Origin of the sequence: Streptomyces sp. NBC_00299 (assembly GCF_036173045.1) — a bacterium.
GTDB lineage: Bacteria > Actinomycetota > Actinomycetes > Streptomycetales > Streptomycetaceae > Streptomyces > Streptomyces machairae.
Map to the genome: position 1 here is coordinate 4,422,551 of NZ_CP108039.1, position 18,370 is coordinate 4,440,920.

The following is an 18,370-nucleotide window of genomic DNA, read 5'->3' on the forward strand; positions in this document are numbered from 1 at the left end:
GCTATCGCCGCGGGCGGCTCCCCCGCTCCGGAGCGGTAACCGGCGCCGGCGGACGCTGCTGGGCCGATGCTGTACTGCTGGCCGCTGATATCGACCGCGTCGAGCGGATACGTGCGGCTTCGGCTCGGCTGATACGTACGGGGTTGCGGGCGGTGTGCTGGATGCGCGTGATCAAGACCCGGGCGGGACGGCGGGCCGTGTCGAGTTCGCGTTGCTCGGCGGCCTCCTTGAGGAGCTGGTGCGGTTTGTGGCCACCGGCCTCCGCATCGGCGAGAACTACGGCGAGAGCAGGCCAATTCTCGTCGGCGAGGATGCGTTCCGCGTGGTCGGGGACGGCAGCGCGGACGTCGCGGGCCAGGGTGCGGCGGGCCTGTTCGCCCGGCTGGCGGCGCTCCAGGTCGGCGAGCACTGGAACAAGGGCGTTGTCGGCGGCGGCTTGGAGGTGGCGGAGGGTTTGGCCGGCTGCGTCGGCCTGGTGAGCGTGGTTCCTCGCCTCGTGCCAGCGCTGAGCGAGGATCGTTGCCCAGATCAGGGCGGAGAGCAGGGCGGCAAGCGCGCTGCCGTCCGGGCCGGTGGCGGTGTGGACGATGTCGCGGGCCGCGGTGCGTACAGCGTCGCCCGCGCGGTCTTCGGCACGAATCCGGGAGCGCTGGGCACGGACGAACACCTTTGACGCTGAGCGCAGTTCGGCGCGCAGATCCTCGGGGGCGTGCTGAGCGGTGGCCTCGATCAGTTCACCGAGTGCGGCTACGTGGGCTTGGATTCGCGCGTCCTTGCCGGAGTCGTCGCCGTAGCCGGTCCCGTTGGTCAGCTCGGAGTGGAGACCTTCGAGGGCGTCGGTGGCCCGGTGCCAGGGGGTGCTGGGACGGTCTCGGCGGGCGGTGGGGTGTTCCTCTGGCGCGTCGGTTTCCAGGCGGGCTTTGAGCTTGGGGAGGGTGAGGTCTGGGGCGATCTTCCCGCCGGGGTGAAAGATCTGTTCGCCGTCCTTGTTGAGATCACCGGGGCGGCCGACGGCGTAGCCGAGGAGGTCTCCGGACGGTCCGCGGCGGGGCTTGACCGCGATGCCGTCGGCTTCGAGGTAGGCGAGGAGTTCCTCAGCGCTGCCGGCGTGGGGGATGGCGGCGCGGATGTGGTCCTGGAGCCAGTCACGGCTGGTCTGCTCCCAGCCGAGGCGTTCGGCCTTGTGCATCTCGGCCTGGGTGGGGCGGCGCCCGGCGGTGCGGTCGCCCTTCTTCAATTGGCGCAGGCCGTAGTCGGTTTCGATCTGGCGGCAGGCATCGCCGACGCGGACACCGCTGTCGTGAAGCCTTGGGCGGCGGCCGTCCTCGCGGACGGTGGTGGCGAGGATGTGGATGTGGTCGTCCGCGTGACGTACGGCGATCCACCGGCACGCCAGATCGTCTCCAGGTGGAGCGATACCCGCTGCCTCGACGATCCGCTGGGCGATGTCGGCCCAATCGGCATCAGAGAGGTGCCGGTCCTCAGGGGCCGCACGGACGGGGCAGTGCCAGACGTGGTCGGTGACCGTCCTTCCGAACTCGCTGTTGCGGAGCCGGACAGGCTCGTCGAGGTGGCGGGCGAGCTGGGTGACGGTGGCATCGGGAACCCGGCCGGGGTCGGGCATTCCGAGCATGGCGAAGCCCCCGACGATGTGCGGGTCGAGATGTTCGTCCTGACGGCCGGGACCGTAGAGGTAGGCGAGCAGGCCGCGGGTGTTGGCCCCGGCCGGTTTGATGGCGGCTATCACGCGGTCTGGTCCTTCCTGGGGGCGGCGGGTTCGCGCAACGCCTCGGCGATCAGTTCCAACAGGTGGTGCAGTTCGTCGAGACGGTCACGTACGTCGGGTGGGGTGAGGTCGCTGTTGAGGGCGCGGGCGATCTGGTTGACGTTGACCCCGATGCGGTTGAGCTCGCGCAGTACCTGGGCGCGGAACATGTGCGTGCGGCGGCGGTCCTCGGACAGCGGCAGGTTGGCGGTGAACCGGCCGGTGACGAAGGCGAGGACGATGTCGGCGGCAAAGCCGGAGTCCCCCTTGTAGCCGTGCTCGGCCGCGGCCTCCTGGAGGGCCGCGTGCTCGTCGCCGGTGAAGCGCAGCGGGCCGACGCGGACGGTCCGTTTGGTGCCGGTGAAGCGACGGATCGCCGGCTGGACGCTCTGCACCGCTCGCTCGCCGACCGTCGGCTCGGTGGTGGGTGCGGGGCGGAGGATCTGCTGCTGGACGGTATGGAGCTCGTCCTGGTCGGAGCCGCCCTCGGCTCCGGTCTCCCGGTCCGGCGTCCCCTGGCGCTGGACCGTCTCCGCCACCCCTGGGGCGGAGCTCCCCGAAGACCGGCCTTGAGTCGGACTCGGGGTACTACTGGCTCCGCCAGGGGCCGTCCCCCCACCAGGGCCTGTTCCTCCGCCGAGGGCCGTCCTTCCGAACGCCCGCCTCAGCCGTGCGAGCAGCGGAGGGGACCGCGGCGGCGCAGGCGGCTCGGCGTGGGTGTCGTCAGGCAGGTGCTGGTTGTGTGGCAAGGCGGATGCTCCAGGTGGGATTCGGCGAGTGAGGCGGAGCGTCTGCGCGGCGAGGCCCTCGCATCGTCCACAGGTGTGGAAATCTGCGGGCCGGTTGGCCAGTGCCCGGGTGGCCGGAAGAGTTCCGGTCACCCGGGCAAGCCCGGCGTCAGCGCTTGGAGACCTCGATACCGGCGGCTTCGAGTTCCGGCCGAAGCAGCTCCATCACCTCGGTCTGCCGCTCACTGCCGATCGCCAGGTCTCGGTCCTTGACGGCTGCTCGGAGCAGGCCGCGCGTGAGTTTGCCGTGCTGGTGACCGGTGGTCCGGCCGATGTCCGCCAGCTCCGCGATGGTCGCCTTCGGCGGCCGACCGCTGCTCGGTTTGCTCTCCGATACCTGGGACGCGGGTTCCGTCCGTTCGTCGCTGAGGGCTTGCGCACCATCGGGAGCGGCATTCGGCCGGTGGCTGTGGCTGAGGTCGCCGACCGACCGGCCCTGCGGCTGTACGGAAGCGATGCCCGAGGAGTCATCGGACGGTGCGACGAGTTGGTGGATCTGCCGCATCAGGACGCCGAAGGCGACCATCGCGGCAGCCGGAGGAACGGCTGCGACCACGTAGTCGAGGAGCGGGACGCTGCGCGCGTCGCCCGTGCCGTTGACTCCGGTGACCCCGGCGACGTTCAACGCGATGGAGCCGACTGATCCGGCGGCGGTCACGGCGATCGCCCAGGGGTCGGTTGCACGGCGCAGTGCCGCGCGCAGCATGAGCAGTTCGCCCGCGACGATGAACGCGTCCAGCGTGGCGGGCCAGGCCCAGCGGCGGATCGGGGTTGCTCCGAGCCCGTGCTGGCCCGCGACGTCGGCGAGGTGCGCGTAGGAGAGCCAGAACGCTCCGACTGTCAGGGCGACGATGACGATGCCGGCCGCGCCGAGCGCGAACTGCTCGGCGTCAGCCCGCCTCTTCGGCTGCCCTTCGTCGCGGGCGTCGTCTCGTGGCTGTGGTGCTTGCGTGGTGAGGTCCGGGGCGGTCAAGCGGGAAACTCCTGGAGGTGGTGGTGTGGGGCGTCTTTGCCGTCTCAGCCGTTGAAGGTGCAGGTCAGCGTGGGACGGCAGCGTCTCGGACGTGCCGTCCCGGCGAGCAGCGCCAGCGTCTTGTCCCGAATCGAGGCAGGGAGGCGGCGGCTTCGGTTCGAGTTCTGGCCGGGGGCGGCTTACCCCTGCCGGGACGGCTACGTCGCGGCAGCCGTCCCGGCAAGCGAGGCTCTGACCAGAGGCGATACGGCAAGGACGCCTGGGACGCGGCAAGACGGATGCGGGCGGTGTCTCCCGACAGGGGAACTACCCGCGCGGAGGAGACATCTGGTTTGCCGTCTTGCCCTCGGTTGCCGTCTTGCCGATACGCGCTCTGACCTGCGAGATCACGGCAGGGACGGCAAGGACGGCAGCCACGGGGCGGGGCTCAGACGTCGCCGCGAGGGGATTCGACCGGGTGGACGGTGGGGCAGTACCGCCGCCATGCGTCGAGGAACTTGTTGCGCGTGTAGCCCTTGCGCTGCGTCCGGTCGGCCATGCGTACGTTGCCGGGCCGGATGTCGTAGTCGCGCAGCATGGCGCTGAGTTCCCGGGAGGTCAGGCCGTAGCGCCCTCGCTCTCCCCACGGGGCTTCGGCGTCCGCGTTCAGGTGGTGCAGGAGGTCTTCGGTGGAGAGGCTGTCCGCCTCCCGCTGGGCGAAGAAGACCCGTCGGATGTCAGCGAGGATGCGCGCCCCGCTTGGGTGGTCCTCCTCGGCCGCCACCTCGGCGGCGACCATCCGTGCGCACGCGATCCGCGCGAGCCGTGGCCAGCGACCGCCCGCCAGGCCGGCGACGATCACGAGAGGCTCCCAGGTGTCGGCGGCACGGTCCTCGACCGGCATGTCCGGTTCCAGGTTCCCTGCGTCTTCCAGGAGCGGGCGGGCCCAGGTCCGGATGCGGTCGCGCAGTTCGTGCAGGGCCGGGATGTCGCGCCGCGAGCGGAAGGGTTTGACCTTCTCGCCCTCGGCCCTGCGGCGCATGCGGATGACGACCGATCGATCCATGACGGTGTCCGGCAGGTCCCCGATACCTGCGATGGCCGCCATGGCGAAGGTGGCGAACTTGTGCGGGGTGTGGTCGTTGCCGACGACCCGGGTGACGTAACGGCCGCGCTGATGACCTGCGTTGAGGAGGCCGCGTGTTTCCTCGTTCTTCTCCGCGACCTTGGGGCCGAAGATGGTGTCGGCCTCGTCCACCAGAAGCGTCGGCGGCTCCTCTTCGTTGATCGAGCGGAAGATGGCCGCTGGCGTGGTGTTGATGGTGAGCATCGGCTCGTGGACCGTCTCGGTCAGCACGTCCAGGAGTCGCGACTTCCCGCACCGCTTCGCAGGTCCCACCACCGCCAGCCGTGGGGCGTGCTGCCACGCGGGCTGGAGCTGTGTCGCCGCCACCCAGGGTGATCGCGTCCAGCGCCTCGGATGAGGGCGGAATCACGAACTGGGCTATTTGGGAGCGCAGTTCGTCCAGCAGCTTCGAGCCCGGTGTCGGCTCCGCGTCGGGAATGGACTCCAGGCCGCTCGCCGGGTCCGCCTCGCTGCTGCTGTCGGCCGGACCGTCGTACGCGTCCGCTGTGGCACCGTCGGCCTGGGCGGGGCGCAGGTGGGCGCCGGGCTGGCCGGGGATGGCTGTGGCGGGCCAGGCCGCTCGGGCGGAGGCGGAATAGGAGTCGGGGTTCTCGGGTTGCACTATGCGGCTCCTCGTCTGGCGGTGTCGGGCTTGCACGCCCCTGCCGCCGGGTCGGATCTCACGGGATTGCTGGGGAGTCTCGGGGCCTCCGGCGTTGCACCGCCGGAGGCTCTCCCTTTGCTCGCGGGGGTTTCGGTACCGCGAGCGACCACGGACAGTACGTCCACGCCATGCCACAGTCCAGCGTTTCTGTGTTAGCTCAGCGCAGAATGGCCTATGGCGCATCAGGCGCCTCACGCGGCCAGCCCCAGCAAGGCCAACAGGTCTGCGGTCACTACCCGGTAGGCGTTCCCGAGCCTGAGCACCTTGCACGGGTACTGGCCGCGCTTGGCCAGCTCGTAGCCCTTGCTCCGGCCGAGCCCCAACGCCCGGTTGCCCGTCTCCAGGTCAACAGCCGCCGGGAGCCTCAGAAGCTCCTCGCGACCCATGCCCTTCACCCATCCGGCGTCTTCGTTCTCGCGCATGCGCACTCCATCCATGACTGAGCCCACGGCGAACGCGACCTCTGCGTCCGTCTCCAGGTCTTGGAATCAACGCTAAGCGAGCTAATGTGTCTCCATGACACAACACCGTAGCCATCCTAGAGAGAAGAAGGCCGATGACGGGGACGACGTCCCGGAGTGGGTGGACCAGGTCATGGCCACCGTGGCCGCCGAGGTCCGCAGACGACGGAAGGAACTGGGTTGGAGCGCACAGGACTTGGCCGACAAGTGCGAGGAGATCGGTCATCCGATCCCTCGCAACGTCATCGCCAACATGGAGTCCGGGCGCCGCTCCAACCTGCCCTTGGTCGACGTCATGGTGCTGGCCGAGGCGCTGAACACCCCGCCCATCTGCCTGCTCTATCCCGTTGGCTACGTCGAGGACGTACAACGCCTTCCTCTCCAACACCCGACCACGTCGCTGGACGCGCTGCGCTGGTTCACCGGGGAGGAGACCGACCTCGGCGCGGACGACGACATGCTCCGCTACTTCCGCGCCCACCACGCCGCGCAGGAGCAGATGCGCCGCGCACAGCAAGACGAGGAGCACGCCCGCTACCAGGCCAAGACCGCCCACAACGCGGATCGAAAGGCCGAGGCCCTGCGAGCCCAGGCGCAGGCCGCCGTAGCCGCCGAGAAGGCCAAGACACGCCTGCACCGGGTCCGCGCCTTTATCGAGGAAGAGGGCGTCACACCCCCACACCTGTGGCCCGACGTCATCAGCGCCATCGAATCGACCGGCACCGACCCCGACACCACCGAGGAGAATGATCTTTGAAGGGCTCCACCTACCGCCGCTGCTCCTGCCGCGACCCGAAGACCGGCAAGGAACTCGGCACCTCCTGCCCCAAGCGCAACAGCAGGAACCACTGCACCTACTCCGTACGCCAGGAGCTCTCACCCCGCGAGGACGGCAGCCGACGCTCCTTCGCCCGTGGCGGGTACGCCAGTCTCAAGGCCGCCCAGGCCGACCTCGACCATGTACGCGCCCTCCTCGGACTCGCCGACTCGGACGATCCCGAGGGCACCGAACTCATCGCCGAGATGCTGGCCGAGGTCAGTCGAGAGCGGTCGCCTCTGCCCGAGGTCGAGGAGACGCGGCGGCGTCTCAACTCCGGCCAAGACCTCATCGGCAGCCTGACCGTCGCCGAATGGCTCGACCGCTGGATGACCGGCAAGCGCATACGCAAGTCCGGCCTCAATCGCTATGAGACAGACATCCGCGTCCACCTGAAGCCGCGCATCGGCAACCGGCGTCTGGACCGGCTACGCGTCAGCCACCTCAGCGAAATGTTCACCGACATCCGCGACGCCAACGCCCAGATCCTGGAGGACAACGCCCAACGGCGCGCCGCCGTCGACGAGCTGGCGACCGTACCGTGGAAGGGCGTGGAGAACCGCGCCCGCCGCAAAGCGATGAAGGCCGCGATCGACGAGATGCCACGCTTCCGGCGCATCACCGGACCCGCCACGCGCCAGCACGTCAAGGCCACCCTCCGCGCCGCCCTGAACGACGCGATCGGGCAGCAGATCATCACGTTCAACCCGGCCGCCCACGTCGAGATCGACCCCGTACGCAAGCCGAAGGCGCTCGTGTGGACGGACGAGCGGGTCGCCAAGTGGGAGCAGACGGGCGAGAAGCCGTCGCCCGTGATGGTCTGGACGCCCCAACAGACCGGCGCCTTCCTCGACTTCGTCGCCGATGACCGGTTGTACGGGATGTGGCACCTGATCGCGTTCCGCGGCCTACGCCGAGGCGAGGCATGCGGGCAGCCCTGGTCGGAGACGAACCTCGACACCCACTCCCTCACCGTCTCCTCCCAACTCGTGCAGGACGGCTGGGAGATCGAGACATCCGATCCCAAGACGGACAGCGGCTATCGCGTGGTCGCACTCGACGACGACACCGTCGACGTCCTGAAGCGGCACCGCGAGCGGCAGGACAAGGCCCGCGAGGAGTGGGGATCGGCCTGGGTCGACACCGGGCACGTCTTCACGCAGGAAGATGGATCCTGGCTCCATCCCGGCAAGGTGACCGACCTCTTCGAGCGCCTCGTCGCCGCCTCCGGCCTCCCACCAATCCGGCTGCACGACCTGCGCCACGGTGCCGCCACCCTCATGCTCGCCGCCGACATCGACATCAAGATCGTGTCGGACACGCTCGGGCACAGTGACACCCGGATCACGCGGGACATCTACCAGAGCGTCCTGCCTCAGGTCGGCAGGAGCGCCGCCGAGGCGACCGCGAAGCTCGTCCCTCTCCAGCGCAAGGCCGAGACCGAGAAGGCGGCACGCAAGGCCGCGAAGAAGGAGAAGGCCAAGAAGGCTGCGGCCAAGAACGCCGGCAAGGCAGGGGACGGCAAGCCGAAGGACAAGCCGAAAGCCCAGGCCAAGGCGGGCAAGAAGGCCAAGCGCCGGAAGCCCAAGAAGTAGGTCCCCGAGCGGCTCCGCTCACGCATCGCTCACGCAAGCACTTCCACGGCACCCCCGTCGTGCGCCCCGTCATGCCCCGGACATGAAAAAACCCCAGGTCACGGCGAGTGAGTCCTGGGGTTAATCCGAGCCGCCTTCGGGATTCGAACCCGAGACCTACGCATTACGAGTGCGTTGCTCTGGCCATCTGAGCTAAGGCGGCGCGCTGTCCGCACTATGGTGCGATCAGCAACGCCGGTAAGTCTACACAGTTTCTGAGGGTGCTCCGTACCGCCCCCTACCCGGCCCTCCGCGGCCCCGCGGCCCTCCTCCGGGCCTCCGGCGACTCCCCTCGGGCCCCGGAGCGCGTCGCTCCGGGGCCCGGCATCACCGACCCGCAGGCCTCAGCAGCGCTTGTCCCGGGTAGGCGGCGTCCCCCGGAGGAGATACGTGTTGATCGTCCTGTCGATGCACGCGCTGCCCCGCCCGTACGCCGTGTGCCCGTCGCCGTCGTAGGTGAGGAGGCGGGACGAGGAGAGCTGGCGGGAGAGGGCCTTGGCCCAGCGGTAGGGGGTGGCCGGGTCGCGGGTGGTGCCGACCACGACGATGGGGGCCGCGCCCCTCGCCTCGATGCGGTGCGGCTCACCGGTCGGTGCCACCGGCCAGTACGCGCAGTTCAGGGTGGCCCAGGCGAGGCCCTTGCCGAAGACGGGGGACGCCTTCTCGAACGCGGGGAGGGCTGCGCGCACCTCCTCGGGAGTGGAGAAGGCCGCCGGGAGGTCCACGCAGTTGACCGCCGCGTTGGCGAACATCAGGTTCGTGTAGCGGCCGTCGGAGTCGCGCTCGTAGTAGCTGTCGGAGAGGGCGAGGAGGCCCGCGCCGTCGTTCTCGCGCATCGCCGCGGACAGGGCGTCGCGCAGGGTGGCCCAGGCACCCTCGTCGTACATCGCCGCGATCACGCCGGTGGTGGCGAGGGATTCGCTGAGCTCACGGCCGGCGGCGTCACCGGTCGGGATCGGCCGCGCGTCGAGCTTCCCGAAGAAGGCCTTGAGGCTCTTGCCGACCTCGTTCGCCTTCGTGCCCAGCGGACAGTCCCGCTGCCGCACGCAGTCCCGTGCAAAGGCCTGGAACGCCGTCTCGAAGCCCGCCGTCTGGTCGAGGTTCATCCGGCGAGCGGGCAGGGACGGGTCCATGCCGCCGTCCAGGACCAGCCGACCCACCCGGTCCGGGAAGAGCCCGGCGTACGTCGCCCCGAGGAAGGTGCCGTACGACGCCCCCACATACGACAGCTTGTCGTCGCCCAGCGCCGACCGCAGGAGGTCCATGTCCCGGGCCGCCTCGGCGGTGGAGACATGCCGGAGCAGGCCGGGCGCGTCCGCTCCGCAGCCCTCCGCGAACTTCTTGTACGCGCCGACGAGCCGACCCGTCTCCTTGTCGTCGTCGGGCGTGAAGTCCGTCTGCGTGTACGCGTCCATCTCACGGCCGTCGAGGCACTCGACGGGCTCGCTGCTCGCGACGCCGCGCGGGTCGACCGCGACCATGTCGTACTGCGCCCGCACTTCCATCGGGTAGCCGATCCCCGCGTACTGCTGGAGATAGCCGATCGCCGAACCGCCCGGGCCGCCCGGATTCACGAGCAGCGAACCGAGCCGCTTGCCCGGTCCCGTCGCCTTCTTGCGGGCCACCGCGAGACGGGTCTCCCCGCCGTTCGGCTTGGCGTAGTCGAGCGGCACCTTGATGGTCGTGCACTGGAAGCCGGGCACCCCGCAGCTGTGCCAGGTCAGCTTCTGTGCGTAGTACGGCGTGAGCGCCGCCGGAGTCGACCTCGGCAGCGCTGCCAGCGCCGCCCCGGCCGCCGGGCTTCCGGTTTTCATCGTCGCGTCCGGTGTCGCACCGGAGGAGCAGGCGGAGACGAGCAGCGCGGCAACTGCGATGAGGCTGCCGAAGGTGCCGGCCCGCCGGGAGGTCGAGCGGCGGTTGCGTGCGCCCTGCCCGCTGGGGCTCGGGTCTGGGCTGACTGGAGAGCTGGGCCTGGTGTGCATTTGGCGAGCGTAACTCTGTGCAGTGGTTTGGATGCTTTGCGTGCACGACGCGGCTCGTACGTGTTACGTCGTCAACCTCCTGTTGATCACTTCTGGGCCCCTGGCCGGGGCGGCGGAAACGGCAGGGGCGGCGCGGGCGGCGGCTTGCCCGGCGAATTCAGCCCGCTCTGAGGGCCATCGTCATCGCCTCCACCGCCAGCAGCGGCGCCACATTGCGGTCGAGGGCGTCGCGGCAGGCGGCGATCGCCTCGATGCGGCGGAGTGTGGACTCCGGGGAACTGTCGCCTGCGAGGCGCTGCAGGGCGTCCTCGGCGTCGGTGTTGGCGAGGGCCACGCGGGAGCCGAGCTGCAGGGCGAGGACGTCGCGGTAGAAGGCGGTGAGGTCGGTCAGGGCGAGGTCGAGGCTGTCGCGCTGCGTGCGCGTACGGCGCCGCTTCTGCTTGTCCTCCAGGTCCTTCATCACGCCCGCCGTGCCGCGCGGCATCCTGCCGCCCTGAGCCGCACCCAGCGCCGCCTTCAGCTCCTCGGTCTCCTTGGCGTCCATCTCCTCGGCAAGCTGCTTCGCGTCCTCGGCGGCTGCGTCCACCAGCTCCTGGGCGGCTCTGAGGCAGGCTCCGACCTCGCCGAGCCGGAGGGGCAGCTTGAGCACGGCGGCCCGGCGCTCGCGGGCGGCGGGGTCGGTGGCCAGGCGGCGGGCCCGGTCGACGTGGCCCTGGGTGGCGCGGGCCGCGGCGGCTGCGACTTCCGGTTCGATGCCTTCCCGCCGTACGAGCATGTCGGCGATGGCGTCGACCGAGGGCGTGCTCAGGTTCAGGTGGCGGCAGCGGGAGCGGATGGTGGGCAGGACGTCCTCGATGGAGGGGGAGCAGAGCAGCCAGACCGTGCGTGGGGCGGGCTCCTCCACTGCCTTCAGCACGGCGTTGGCGGACTTCTCGTTCAGCCGCTCGGCGTCCTCGACCAGGATGACCTGCCAGCGGCCGTTCGCCGGCGACGTGAACGACTTGCGGACGGTGTCCCGCATGTCGTCGGCGAGGATCTGGGCGCCGACGGCGGCGACGGTGGTGACGTCGGCGTGCGTGCCGACAAGTGCCGTATGACATCCGTCGCAGAATCCGCATCCGGGGGCGCCGCCCAGCGCTCTGTCAGGGCTGACGCACTGCAACGCGGCGGCGAAGGCCCGCGCCGCCTGATTCCGCCCCGCCCCGGGTGGTCCCGTGAACAACCAGGCATGCGTCATCTTGGACGCCTCGGGGGGCGGTGTGTTGGAGGCAGCGGCGGTGACGAGGGCATCAGCGTCCCGAGCGGCAGCACCGAGCTGCTCACTCACCCTCTCCTGTCCCACCAGGTCGTCCCACACGCTCACGGGTCACGCCGCCCTTCGCTCACATTTCGCGGTGCGGGGTCCATTGTGCGGGGCAGCACTGACAACGAGTGACAGAGCGGGCGGAACCGGCCTGCGCCGACCCCACCATCGCACCGAGCCGACCAGCCCTGAGCGGTCCCCGCGCCAAGCCGGCCTGCCCCGAGCGGTCCCCCGCGCCGAGCAGACCAGCCGCGAGCATCCCCGAGCCGAGCCAGCCGTAGGCCGTACCCCGAGCCGCCCCCGCACAGAGCCGACCCGCGCCGAGCGGCAGCCCACACCCGGCTGACCAACCGACCTCAGCGCCACCAAATCTCGGGCCACCAGATCTCAGCGCCGCTGAGATCCCAGCACCGCCAGATTGCAGCGCAGCGAGATCTCAGCGCGGCCGGCGCTCAGCTCCACCCGACCTCAACCCCAACGACCTCAGCGCCGCCGCCCGCGGCCGCCGTCCTCGTCCTCGTGCGGCCCCAGCAGCTCGTCCGCCAACGTGGGCAGATCATCGAGCGGCGTCTCCTCGGCCCAGTCGGAGCGAGCCCTTCGACGCGGTGCCCCGGCCTCGTCGACCTGAGGCATCTCGCGCGTACGCTCCTCCTCCCGGAAGTACCCCGGCGGAACCCGGTCCGCGGACTCCCCGGACACCGGAGGCAGCACCGCCGTCTCATCCGCGGCCCCCGGCGGAACCGGCGGCAGCACAGCGGTCTCATCGGCGGCACCGGGCGTCACCGGCGGCAGCACGGCCGTCTCGTCAGCCGCTCCGGAAGGCGCCGGCGGCTGCGGCAGCTTCGTGGTCACCTCGGCTTCGGACTCCCCGGATGCACGGCCACCGGAAGCACGGTCACGGGAGGCACGGTCGCCCGACCCCTCACCGCCCGTCCCCGGCCGCTCCTCATCCCGATCCCGCACCGGCCGCAGCACAGTCGTCTCGTCCGAGGCTCCGCCCGGCGCCTGCCCCGGCGTGACGACCGGCGTCGGCACCGTCAACGCGTCCCCAGGAGCAGCACCGGCAGCGGGCGCCGCCGGCTTCGGGCCCGCCTGGGCCTGCGCCGCGGCCTGCTCAGCGAGCTGCCTCGCCTCCTCGGCCCGCAGCAGGGCCTCCTCCGCCTTGCGCTGCTTCTCCACGCGGACCGCTTCCGCCTCGGCCCGCAGCCGGGCCTCTTCCTCGGCCTGCTTGCGGCGACGTTCCTCGTCGGCCTTGCGGCGCGCTTCCTCCTCGGCGCGCACCTTCTCCTCCGCGAGGAACCGCTGCCGCTCCTCCTCGGCCCGCCGACGTGCTTCCTCGGCCCGCAGCCGGGCCTCCTCCGCCTGCCGTTCGGCCTCGCGCCGCTGCGCCTCCTCCAGCTCGCGCCGCTTGCGCTCCTCCTCCTCGGCACGCAGCCGGGCGAGCTGCTCCTGGCGCTCACGCTCCAGGCGCTCTTCCTCGGCCTTGCGGGCGGCCTCTTCCTCGGCCTTGCGGCGGGCCTCCTCCTCGGCCTTGCGGCGCGCTTCCTCCTGCGCCTGGATCTCCGCCTCCGACAGCGGCAGCATCCGGTCGAGCCGGTGCCGGATGACGGTCGTCACCGCCTCGGGCTCCTGGCCCGCGTCCACCACCAGGTACCGACCGGGGTCGGACGCGGCCAGTGTCAGGAACCCGGAACGCACGCGCGCGTGGAACTCCGCCGGCTCCGACTCCAGCCGGTCCGGAGCCTCGGTGAACCGCTCGCGGGCGATCTCCGGCGAGACGTCCAGCAGTACCGTCAGATGGGGCGCGAGTCCGTTCGTCGCCCAGCGGTTGATCCGGGCGATCTCCGTCGGGGACAGGTCACGGCCCGCCCCCTGGTAGGCGACCGAGGAGTCGACGTACCGGTCCGAGATCACGATCGCGCCGCGCTCCAGGGCGGGCCGGACCACCGTGTCGACGTGCTCCGCGCGGTCCGCCGCGTACAGCAGCGCCTCGGCCCGGTGCGACAGGCCCGCGCTCGACACGTCCAGCAGGATCGACCGCAGCCGCTTACCGACCGCCGTCGCCCCGGGCTCGCGCGTGACGACGACCTCGTGGCCCTTGCCGCGGATCCACTCCGCGAGCGCCTCGGCCTGAGTGGACTTCCCGGCGCCGTCGCCGCCCTCCAGGGCGATGAAGAAGCCGGCCGTCGCGGGCACCTGCTCGGGGTCGTCGCCGCCGAGCAGTGCGTCCCGCAGGTCGTGGCGCAGCGGCACACCGGAGCGGTCGTCGACCTTGGCCAGCACCAGCACGGCCACCGGCAGCAGCAGCGCCCCGACCAGCATCAGCGTGAACGCCGCTCCGCCGTGCGCGAAGACGAACTTGCCGCTCTCCAGCCGGTGCGGCCCGATCAGGGCGGCGACCAGGGGCGCGATCACCGCGCCGAGCGCCACACAGACCCGTACGACCGCGTGCAGATGCTCCGTCGTACGCGCGCGCCGGAATTCCTCGGCCTCCTGGTCGAGCAGGGTGTGGCCGGTGTTGGCGGCCATGCCCGCGCCGATCCCGGCCAGCGCGATGATCAGCAGCACGGTGGTGACGTCCGGGACGAGGCCCGCGGCCAGCAGCGCGACGCCGGTGAAGGCGATCACCAGCGCCAGCAGCCGGCGCCGCGAGAGGGAGGGCAGCACGGAGGGCGCCGTACGGATGCCGACGACCACGCCGCCGGTCAGCACGAGCACCAGCAGGCCGTACAGCACCGGGCCGCCGCCCAGGTCCTTGGCGTGCAGCACGGACACGGCGACCGCGGCGGCCACCGCTCCGGCGACGGCCGCGCATGCCGTCACCAGCAGCGGGATGGCGCCGGTACGGCCCTTGTCCACGCCGGAGCCGGTCTTCGGACGGCGCAGCCCCTCGAGCGGCGACCGCGCGCGGGGGGTGCGCGTGTCGGGCAGCTCCAGGAAGGTCAGCACGGACAGGGATGCGGCGAACAGACCGGCCGCGACGTACGACGCGAGGGCCGCCTGGTGCTGCTCGAACCAGTCGAGACCGGTACCGAGCAGGTTGTTCAGCAGGGCCGCGACGACAAGTGCGGCGGCGGCCAGGGGGACCGCCACGAAGCTCGTACGCAGCGACAGGCGGCGCAGGGCGTCCATGTGGTCCGGCAGCGGTCGTACGGTCGCGCCCTCCAGCGGCGGGGGCGGCAGCAGTGTGGGCGCCGCGCTCTCCCGGCACACCGTCCAGAACCGCTCGGCGACGCCGGTCACGAAGACCGTGACCAGGAGGAGCGCCAGCGCATTGTCCGGCGTCCAGTCGATCCACAGGGGCGCGACGATCAGCATGGCGGCCCGCAGGCCGTCCGCGCCGACCATGGTCCAGCGCCGGTCGAGCGGGCCCTCCTGGGAGGTCAGCGAGGTCAGCGGGCCGAGGAGCACGGCGCCGAAGAGCAGCGTCGCCAGGATGCGCACCCCGAAGACGGTCGCCACTGCGAACGCCACGCCCCGGTAACCGCCGCCGAACGACCCCTCGGCGATCGCCGCCTGAAGGGCAAGCAGGACCAGCACCAGGAGGGCGAGGATGTCGCCGACACCCCCTACCAGCTGCGCGCTCCACAGCCGCTTGAGCTGCGGTCGGCGCAGCAGGGCGCGGACGGCACGCTCGCGGGAGTCCGCGGCCAGGGCGTCGTCGGGGGCGGGGTGGTGGGCCGTTGGCTGGTCGGCTCGCGTCATGCGTTCAGCCTATCGGGACCCACCGACAGCCCGGCGCTCCCGCCCGAACGTACGCACGCCCCGACACCAAACTGATGCCGAGGCGTTCGTTTTGCGAACCGGAAGTGAAGAACCGGACCCTCAATCGGCCCCCGTGAGAGCCCGGTTGGACCTCACGAAGGCCGATCGCTCCGCACGGAAGCGGCGGCTCAGTCCTCGCTCGCCGACTTCGAAGCCGTCGCCTTCTTGGCAGTCGTCTTCTTGGCCGTCGTCTTCTTCGCAGCCGTCGTCGTCTTCTTCGCAGCCGTCGTCGTCTTCTTCGCCGCGGTCTTCTTGGCGGCCGTCTTCTTGGCCGGGGCGGCCTTCTTGGCGGTCGCCTTCTTCGCGGGTGCCTTCTTCGCCGTCTTCTTGGCGGGCCCCTTCGCCCGCTTCTCGGCGAGCAGCTCGAAGCCGCGCTCGGGGGTGATCTCCTCGACGCTGTCGCCGGAGCGCAGGGTCGCGTTGGTCTCCCCGTCGGTGACGTACGGCCCGAAGCGACCGTCCTTGACGACGACCGGCTTCTCGCTCACCGGGTCGGTGCCCAGCTCCTTCAGCGGCGGCTTGGCGGCCGCGCGGCCACGCTGCTTGGGCTGGGCGTAGATCGCCTGCGCCTCTTCCAGCGTGATCGTGAAGAGCTGCTCCTCGGCCTGCAGCGAGCGCGAGTCCGTGCCCTTCTTCAGGTACGGGCCGTAGCGGCCGTTCTGCGCGGTGATCTCCACGCCCTCCGCGTCCTTGCCGACGACTCGCGGCAGCGACATCAGCTTGAGCGCGTCCTCCAGCGTCACCGTGTCGAGCGCCATCGACTTGAACAGTGAGGCCGTACGCGGCTTCACGGCGTTCTTGCCGGTCTTCGGGGTGCCCTCGGGGAGCACCTCGGTGACGTACGGGCCGTAGCGGCCGTCACGGGCGATGATCTGGTGGCCGGTCTGCGGGTCGGCACCGAGCTCGAAGTCACCGCTCGGCTTGGCGAGCAGTTCCTCCGCGAGCTCCACGGACAGCTCGTCCGGGGCCAGGTCCTCGGGGACGTCCGCCCGCTGGTGGTTCTCGGAGTCCTTCTCGCCGCGCTCGATGTACGGGCCGTAGCGGCCGACGCGCAGCACGATGTCGTTGCCCACCGGGAACGACGACACCTCGCGCGCGTCGATCGCGCCCAGGTCGGTCACCAGCTCCTTGAGGCCACCGAGGTGGTCCCCGTCGCCGTTGCCGGCCTCGGCCGCGCCGCCGTTGTGGGTGCCTTCGCCGAAGTAGAACCGCTTCAGCCACGGCACGGACTGGGCCTCGCCGCGGGCGATGCGGTCGAGGTCGTCCTCCATCCTCGCGGTGAAGTCGTAGTCGACGAGCCGCCCGAAGTGCTTCTCCAGGAGGTTGACCACGGCGAAGGACAGGAAGGACGGCACCAGGGCCGTGCCCTTCTTGAACACGTAGCCGCGGTCGAGGATCGTGCCGATGATCGACGCGTACGTCGACGGGCGGCCGATCTCCCGCTCTTCCAGCTCCTTGACCAGCGACGCCTCGGTGTAGCGGGCCGGGGGCTTGGTGGCGTGCCCGTCGACCGTGATCTCCTCGGCGCTGAGCGCGTCGCCCTCGCTGACCTGCGGCAGGCGGCGCTCACGGTCGTCCAGCTCGGCGTTCGGGTCGTCGGCGCCCTCGACGTAGGCCTTCAGGAAGCCATGGAAGGTGATCGTCTTGCCGGACGCGCTGAACTCGACGTCCCGTCCGTCGGCCGACGAGCCGCCGATCTTGACCGTGACCGAGTTACCGGTCGCGTCCTTCATCTGCGAGGCGACCGTCCGCTTCCAGATCAGCTCGTAGAGCTTGAACTGGTCGCCGGTCAGCCCGGTCTCGGCGGGCGTGCGGAAGCGGTCACCGGAGGGGCGGATCGCCTCGTGCGCCTCCTGCGCGTTCTTGACCTTCCCGGCGTAGGTCCGGGGGGCCGACGGCAGGTAGTCGGCGCCGTAGAGCTGCGTGACCTGGGCGCGGGCCGCCGCGACGGCCGTGTCGCTCAGCGTCGTGGAGTCCGTACGCATGTACGTGATGTAGCCGTTCTCGTACAGCTTCTGCGCGACCTGCATGGTGGCCTTCGCGCCGAAGCCGAGCTTGCGGCTCGCCTCCTGCTGCAGCGTCGTCGTACGGAACGGGGCGTACGGCGAGCGGCGGTACGGCTTGGACTCGACGGACCGCACCGCGAACTGCGTGTTCTCCAGGGCGGCGGCGAGGGCGCGGGCGTTCGCCTCGTCGAGGTGGAGGGTGTTCGCGCTCTTGATCTGTCCCAGGGAGTCGAAGTCGCGGCCCTGCGCGACCCGCCTGCCGTCGACGGTCTGCAGGCGGGCGACCAGCGACGACGGGTCCGACGAATCCCCGGCGCGGCCGGTCGCGAAGGTGCCCGTCAGGTCCCAGTACTCAGCAGAACGAAACGCGATGCGCTCGCGTTCCCGCTCCACGACGAGCCGGGTGGCGACGGACTGGACTCGGCCGGCCGACAGGCGCGGCATGACCTTCTTCCACAGGACCGGCGAGACCTCGTAGCCGTAGAGGCGGTCGAGGATGCGGCGGGTCTCCTGGGCGTCGACCAGCTTCTGGTTCAGCTCGCGGGGGTTGGCGACGGCGGCCTGGATCGCGGCCTTGGTGATCTCGTGGAAGACCATCCGCTTGACCGGGACCTTGGGCTTGAGCACTTCCTGGAGGTGCCACGCGATGGCCTCGCCCTCGCGGTCCTCATCGGTGGCGAGGAAGAGCTCGTCGGACTCCTTCAGCAGGTCCTTGAGCTTCTTGACCTGAGCCCGCTTGTCGGCATTGACGACATAGATCGGCTCGAAGTCGTGCTCGACGTCCACGCCGAGGCGGCGGACCTCGCCGGTGTACTTCTCCGGCACCTCCGCGGCGCCGTTCGGAAGGTCGCGGATGTGCCCGACGCTCGCTTCGACTACGTAGCCGGGGCCCAGGTAGCCCTTGATCGTCTTCGCCTTGGCAGGCGACTCGACGATGACGAGTCGGCGGCCGCCCTGTGCGGTCTCGCTGGTCGGGGACAACTTCGCTCTTCTCTCCGGTCGACGCTGGGGCCTCCCCAGGGTCGATTGGATCCCGGGGTCGGGTGGTGGTGACGCTGCGGAGTGTGACGGTACATCCCGCCCGGTTGTCAAACGGGAAAAGCCCGC

The 18,370-nt window shown here is 70.8% G+C and carries 10 protein-coding genes, 1 tRNA gene and 1 pseudogene; 2 read left to right on the top strand and 10 right to left on the bottom strand.

Annotation, left to right across the window (positions count from 1 at the left end):
• Nucleotide 1: 1 nt before the first annotated feature.
• From OHT51_RS19370 to OHT51_RS19390, 5 genes and pseudogenes are all read right to left on the bottom strand, one after another.
• Nucleotides 2-1,747, bottom strand: coding sequence for a relaxase/mobilization nuclease domain-containing protein (locus tag OHT51_RS19370; RefSeq protein WP_328880187.1), 1,746 nt, complete (start codon nucleotides 1,745-1,747; stop codon nucleotides 2-4).
• A complete protein-coding gene (locus tag OHT51_RS19375; RefSeq protein ID WP_328880188.1) occupies nucleotides 1,744-2,304 on the bottom strand; it encodes a MobC family plasmid mobilization relaxosome protein in 561 nt (186 codons plus the stop codon). The genes OHT51_RS19370 and OHT51_RS19375 overlap by 4 nt, the downstream gene beginning before the upstream one ends.
• Nucleotides 2,305-2,662: 358 nt before the next feature.
• Nucleotides 2,663-3,526, bottom strand: coding sequence for a DUF2637 domain-containing protein (locus OHT51_RS19380; protein ID WP_328880189.1), 864 nt, complete (start codon nucleotides 3,524-3,526; stop codon nucleotides 2,663-2,665).
• Between the two features lie 427 nt (nucleotides 3,527-3,953).
• Nucleotides 3,954-5,253: pseudogene (locus OHT51_RS19385) on the bottom strand (DUF3631 domain-containing protein).
• Nucleotides 5,254-5,486: 233 nt separating this feature from the next.
• Entirely contained in the window at nucleotides 5,487-5,717 is a 231-nt protein-coding gene (locus tag OHT51_RS19390) for a hypothetical protein (RefSeq protein WP_328880190.1), read from the bottom strand.
• A gap of 94 nt (nucleotides 5,718-5,811) precedes the next feature.
• Here OHT51_RS19390 and OHT51_RS19395 point away from each other — a divergent pair, with 94 nt between their 5' ends.
• Nucleotides 5,812-6,513 (top strand): helix-turn-helix domain-containing protein, encoded by a 702-nt coding sequence (locus OHT51_RS19395; protein WP_328880191.1) that lies wholly within the window; start codon nucleotides 5,812-5,814, stop codon nucleotides 6,511-6,513.
• Nucleotides 6,510-8,168: a tyrosine-type recombinase/integrase gene (locus OHT51_RS19400; RefSeq protein WP_328880192.1), complete on the top strand. Its 1,659-nt coding sequence runs from the start codon at nucleotides 6,510-6,512 to the stop codon at nucleotides 8,166-8,168. Before OHT51_RS19395 ends, OHT51_RS19400 begins: the two co-directional genes overlap by 4 nt.
• Before the next feature lie 128 nt (nucleotides 8,169-8,296).
• On the opposite strand, the gene OHT51_RS19405 is transcribed toward OHT51_RS19400, so the two are convergent.
• From OHT51_RS19405 to topA, 5 genes are all read right to left on the bottom strand, one after another.
• A tRNA-Thr gene (locus OHT51_RS19405) sits at nucleotides 8,297-8,370 on the bottom strand.
• Nucleotides 8,371-8,551: 181 nt separating this feature from the next.
• Nucleotides 8,552-10,189 carry an alpha/beta hydrolase gene (locus OHT51_RS19410; RefSeq protein WP_328880193.1) on the bottom strand — a complete coding sequence of 546 codons (1,638 nt, stop codon included), beginning with the start codon at nucleotides 10,187-10,189 and terminating at the stop codon, nucleotides 8,552-8,554.
• A 157-nt stretch (nucleotides 10,190-10,346) separates the two neighbouring features.
• A complete protein-coding gene (locus tag OHT51_RS19415; protein WP_328880194.1) occupies nucleotides 10,347-11,552 on the bottom strand; it encodes a DNA polymerase III subunit delta' in 1,206 nt (401 codons plus the stop codon).
• A gap of 423 nt (nucleotides 11,553-11,975) precedes the next feature.
• A complete protein-coding gene (gene tmk / locus OHT51_RS19420; protein WP_328880195.1) occupies nucleotides 11,976-15,197 on the bottom strand; it encodes a dTMP kinase in 3,222 nt (1,073 codons plus the stop codon).
• A 188-nt stretch (nucleotides 15,198-15,385) separates the two neighbouring features.
• On the bottom strand, nucleotides 15,386-18,244 hold the full coding sequence (gene topA / locus OHT51_RS19425) for a type I DNA topoisomerase (protein ID WP_328880196.1): 2,859 nt from the start codon (nucleotides 18,242-18,244) through the stop codon (nucleotides 15,386-15,388).
• Nucleotides 18,245-18,370 lie beyond the last annotated feature (126 nt).